General features: G+C 40.6%; 3 protein-coding genes and 1 other annotated feature. Of the genes, 1 reads left to right on the top strand and 2 read right to left on the bottom strand.

Annotation, left to right across the window (positions count from 1 at the left end; genetic code table 11):
• Window positions 1-252: transposase (locus KPC_RS17255; protein ID WP_171334534.1), on the bottom strand; the 252-nt coding region annotated here is incomplete at its 3' end.
• A gap of 148 nt (window positions 253-400) precedes the next feature.
• On the opposite strand from KPC_RS17255, the gene KPC_RS17250 reads away from it, so the two are divergent.
• A protein-coding gene (locus tag KPC_RS17250) for an IS3 family transposase (protein ID WP_121975583.1) occupies window positions 401-1,620 on the top strand; the annotation gives its coding sequence in 2 pieces (ribosomal slippage) (window positions 401-677 and window positions 677-1,620; 1,221 coding nt in all).
• Window positions 676-792, top strand: a sequence feature (AL1L pseudoknot). It overlaps the preceding gene by 117 nt.
• Before the next feature lie 177 nt (window positions 1,621-1,797).
• On the opposite strand, the gene KPC_RS17245 is transcribed toward KPC_RS17250, so the two are convergent.
• Window positions 1,798-5,783, bottom strand: a 3,986-nt coding sequence (locus KPC_RS17245) for a BapA/Bap/LapF family large adhesin (RefSeq protein WP_213065908.1), incomplete at its 5' end; no start/stop codon positions are given.

The following is a 5,783-nucleotide window of genomic DNA, read 5'->3' as shown; positions in this document are numbered from 1 at the left end:
AGCGAGTTGAAAGAGGCTTTGAATAAAACCCTGTGTTTGACGTAAAGCCAGTTGGAACAGGTTGCGTATTGTCAGGGCAAACTGAATGGCAGTATCAGAGTAGGTCGGTTGACATCCTTTTTTGCCTGTAGGCATTGCATACCATTGCATTTGGGGATCAAACCAAATAGTGAAAGCACCCCGTTGGCGTAAAGCCTGATTGTACTCAGCCCAGTTGGTTGTTTTGTAGCGGCTTTTTGATTCTGTATTCATCTAAACTGTATGGGGATGAATTCCTTTTATGCAACAAAGCCTATTTTCTCATTTAATCATATTTTGAACCGTACCGGGTTTGTCGGAGACTACTTTTCTTGAGATGAGAAGCATTGCTTCGCAAGACGTAGCGAAGCGTAGTGTCCCGATGAAAAAAGTAAAATACACCCCTGAAATCAGAGAAAGAGCGGTTCAATTATTGATTGAATCTGAAAAAGATTATCCATCGAATTGGGCTGCGATCACCGCTATTGCGCCTAAGATTGGTTGTACTCCTGAAACACTTCGTGCCTGGCATCAAAAGCATTTAGATCAGCAAAATCCTATTAAAGTACAACAGATATCTGATCAAGAAAAAATGAAGCAAATGGAACGTGAAATTAAAGAATTAAAGCGTGCCAATGAAATTCTACGTAAAGCAGCCGCTTTTTTCGCCCAGGCGGAGCTCGACCACCCACACAAATAATGGTGGATTTCATCCATAACAATAAAGATCGATATGGTGTTGATACGATTTGTAGGATTTTACCGATCGCAGCTTCAACCTATTACCGAACTTTAGATCTCGCTGACAATCCAGAACATCGAGCGAAACGTGCTCTGCATGATTTACATCATGCAGAGCAAATCAAACGTATTTGGAAAGAAAGTTCAGGTCGATACGGTGTGCGTAAGGTCTGGCAACAATTGAAACGTGAAGGTTATGTTATCGCACGTTGTACAGTTGCTCGATTGATGCAGAAGCTAGGTATACAAGGTGTTTGGCGTGGTAAGAATAAACAAACCACCCGTAACCGAGATGATCAAAAAAGAGCAGATGATTTAGTGAAACGTAATTTTAATGCTGATCGACCTGACCAACTGTGGGTGAGTGACTTTACCTATATTCAAACTCATTCAGGCTGGGTCTATACCGCCTTTATTATTGATGTGTTCTCACGAGCAATTGTTGGATGGAAAGTATCTACACGGATGAATACAGATATGGTACTCGATGCACTTGAGCAAGCATTGCATGATCGAGGCATGCCAAAGAATGTGATTCATCATTCCGATAGAGGTGTTCAATATCTTTCCATTCGCTATACCAATCGTTTAGAAGCAGCAAATTTACGAGCATCAGTCGGTACGACTGGTGATTCATACGATAATGCTCTGGCTGAAACGGTGAATGGCTTATACAAAACAGAGGTGATTGAATATTTAAAAGCAGATTGGCAAGGTTTAGCAGATGTACAACTTGCGACACTAAACTGGGTAGATTGGTTCAATAAAAAGCGTGTACACAGTGCACTGGGTTATGTATCGCCTTTTGAGTTTGAAGCAATGTACTATGATAAGATTAACCCGTTAGGTCAGGTGGCCTAACTTAAATAAAAAAGTCTCCGACAAACCCGGTACGGTTCATTTTTAAAATAGTATGCACTCTAGTAGAAATATTATAAAAAATTCAATTCATAATTTCATTTTAGCTATTATTACATATATAAAAAGGAGGATCCTAGGACCCTCCTTTTTTAATATTTAACCTAATACTAAGCTAGACTAAAAATGAATTTGTTGGTTATGTAACAAATCTTCAAGTGTAGTATCAACATTTTTCAATGTTAAGAAGTCAGTCTGAGCAAATTTATCACCCTGACCATCACGATCAATACTGAGTACAGTATCATCCCCAACCTTGTTCACTTTCAAGAAGTCCGAAAGTGTTTCTTTAGTCGCACCAGAGTCTTCCAGTAACTTACTGATATCGATCTGATCACCATCCAGACCTATTTCAAAGTCTGTCCATGTATCATGACCGTTACCACCAGTCGCATCAGCATCTTCAAGTAAGTTAAAGATCAAGGTATCACTTGCTTCACCCATAGTGAAGATATCATCAGCCTTCGAGCTTGTTACTTGTTCTGAATAATCAGAACCTGTTACATTTTTACCTACATTGATTTCTAAAGTTGCTGTTTCTACCGTTCCTACTTTAGAAATAGTTTGATAGATAAACTTATCGACGCCATAAGCTTCACCTTTTGGATGGTACTTATAACTACCATCTTTATAAACGGTTAACGTTCCATAGTTACCCTCGATGCTAAATTCCTTGGCACCCTTGTTTGGATCACTATACAACTCTTTATTACCAACTTTAATGCTGGCAATATTTTTAATGCCAGTATCGTTTTCAAATAATTTACCGTTGATTTCTGGTGTATCAATAACCTTGTAATCTTTTGAATGAAGAACTGTGGTTTTAAAATCGATTGACTCGATCTTACCATCCTCAGAGTTAATAGATAATTGATAATGACCCTTAGGTAAATCAGGTAACGTAATATCCAATTTTGCCTTATCAGCAGTAACAGTATGGGTAAATACATCTCCCGTAGTCGTATTAGTCAAGGTGTAAGTCAGCACAACATTGCTCTTAAACACATCCGTAGATGTTGTTACAGATAAAGTTGTCACTGCTGGTTTCACATGTGCCGCAACATCAAATTCTTTGTTATATGACTTACCATAATTATGTAATGGTTTGTCTACCTCAATGAACTCAATTTTTGTCTCAACATTTGTTTCGGTAACCTGAACATTATCAAAGTCATTACTTGCTGTGTGAATACCAATCTTAATATTCAAGGTTTCAACGATAGATTTACCGTTTTTATCTTGAGTCACAAGTTGGAATTGATCCACTTGACCATAAGGTGGTTTCCAATCAGCTGGCGCATTTGCAGGTTTTGAAACGGTATAAGTATAGCTACCATCAGCGTTAATAATTAAGGTGCCGTACTTACCATTGATCACAGCAGGCTTACCTGGTTCTACAACTTGATCAACTTTCCCCTCTGCTTTTACTTTTAATAACACAGTATCAGCATCAGCTGTCGCATCACCAGAAACTTGACCAGTGTATTTGGTTGGCTGGTTGTAATCATAGATCGTATCGTGATCTACATATAAACCAGCCCCTGTCAACAGACTCAATCCACCCTTACTTTGGAGAATTGCTTTATAAGATCCTTCTCCAAACTCTAGTGTTAGAGGTTTTGATTTTCCACCTAATACAGCCAAGAACCAATCTGCTTCATGATGTACTTGAATGTAATTACCAGTTGCTGGATCTAGTTTATAGATGTACATGTCATAAGTTGAGCCAAGTGTTACACCACCGGCACTACCATGGAATGTCAATTCACGTATTTGGTTTTCACCAACATCAAATGACATTGCGCCAGAACCACCCAAAATATCAGCACCAAGTACTGGACCCAGTAAGCCTACTTGCAACACCTTAAAGCCCAAAGCGTTTTCAATTTCAGACTTATCTGTGTCCAAAATCATTTTCGGCTCAGTATCTAACAGTACAATATTATCTACTTCCAGACGCTCTTCTTTAGGTGTGAGATTTAACTCAAAAGTTAATTCAGCCTCTGAAGTTTTACCAGTTGGCGAAGTGACAGTATAAGTAAATACATCTTTTTCACCATAACCACGGAAATCTGGATTCACAGTATAACTGTAAGAACCATCGGCATTGACAGTTAAAGTACCATACTTACCATGAATAAGTGTTGGAGCATTCGGCGAAATATCAATACCATTAATAGCCGTTAACTTAGAACCTTCTGGTAATTCATCCTGACCATATTTAGCATCAACATCAGTCAACATATTACCTTCAGCTGAACCAGTAATTGATTCCGCTTGAGAATAATCCAACACTACATCTTTACTGAAGTTCAAACCATAACCAGTCAATGCTTGAATGCCTTCGCCAGAAGCCATAACAAACATCCACTTTCCTTCAGTCAAACTAAAGTCAGTATCTTTTGATTTACCACCAAGTAAGTAGGAAACCACCCAGTTTTCTTTATAGTCATGCTGTTCCCATTCTTGGGTTGTTTCGTTGAACTTATACAAATACAAGTCCATTGTCGCAAGAACTTGAACACCACCAGCTGCACCACTCACAGTAATTTCGCGAACAGTATCTTTAGCAACTTCGAGTTGAACAGAGTTCTTCACTACATCCGCTAAGATATCAAGTCCAAGAACAGGCCCTAATCCTACGTTTACAACAGTGAAACCATCTTTATTCAAATCACTAGGTTTGCTATTTACGATTTCTTTCGGCTGCGCATCAAGTACGACATCAACATAATTATCTGTTGCAGCAATTGTTTCTGCCACACCTGCAATTAATTGAGTCTTAGCTGACTCATTACCAGCTTCATCAGTAGCAGTAATTTCAATAATCTTGCCTCGCTCAATAGCTGGATCAAAAGCGTATTCCGCATGACCGTTACCATCAGCTTTAAATTCAATTGGATTACCATTTGAGTCAAGCAGTGGGTTACCTTCTGAATCATACAACTTAACAAGAGCATGCGGTTCTGTTTCTACTGTTAACATAATGTTATCAGCATCAATCTGAACATCAGTGATCTCTGGTGCTGTTGTATCTGGGGCGGTTACGGTCACTTCGCCAGACTCATTACCTGCAGGATCCTTTTGGCTAACCTTAATGTCTTCACCATTGGTCAATGGAGTTTCGAGTTCAACCTCAAAGCTACCATCTTCCTGAACCTTACCGGTACCAATTACATTGTTATCTTTGTCTTTCAAGATCACATCTGCGCCAGGTTCCCCTTTACCAGTCACTGTTGAACCATCTTCACTAACAATTACCTCTGTTGGAGTATCTGGTTTAGTGATATCTGGAGCAGTCATCTCAACTGGTGTCGATTCATTTTTGCTATCAGCTTTCGCAGTAACATCAACTTTTTCGCCGTTCTTTTGAGCTGGGTTCAGATCAATTTCAAATTTACCATCATCATCTGCCACCGCTGTACCTAGTACAGTACCGTCTTTAGCTTTTACAGTAACTGTAGCGCCAGCTTCTGCTGTACCTGTAAATTTTGAACCATCTTCATTAAATGCAAGATCATGCGGTTCATCAGTGTCGGAGTCTGAGTCACTGTCAGAGTCTGAGTCGCTGTCAGAGTCTGAGTCGCTGTCAGAGTCTGAATCACTGTCGGAGTCTGAGTCGCTGTCCGAGTCTGAGTCNCTGTCGGAGTCTGAATCNCTGTCCGAGTCTGAGTCNCTGTCGGAGTCTGAATCGCTGTCAGAGTCTGAATCACTGTCGGAGTCTGAGTCGCTGTCGGAGTCTGAATCGCTGTCAGAGTCTGAATCNCTGTCNGAGTCTGANTCNCTGTCNGAGTCTGAGTCGCTGTCAGAGTCTGAATCGCTGTCCGANTCTGANTCGCTGTCAGAGTCTGAGTCNCTGTCGGAGTCTGAATCGCTGTCAGAGTCTGAATCACTGTCCGAGTCTGAGTCGCTGTCNGAGTCTGAATCGCTGTCNGAGTCTGAATCACTGTCGGAGTCTGAGTCGCTGTCGGAGTCTGAATCNCTGTCNGAGTCTGAGTCGCTGTCNGAGTCTGAATCGCTGTCCGAGTCTGANTCGCTGTCCGAGTCTGAGTCGCTGTCGGAGTCTGAATCGCTGTCAGAGTCTGAATCACTGTCCGAGTCTGAGT

Origin of the sequence: Acinetobacter stercoris (assembly GCF_900323515.1) — a bacterium.
GTDB lineage: Bacteria > Pseudomonadota > Gammaproteobacteria > Pseudomonadales > Moraxellaceae > Acinetobacter > Acinetobacter stercoris.
This window is presented reverse-complemented; position numbering and strand designations above follow the sequence as displayed.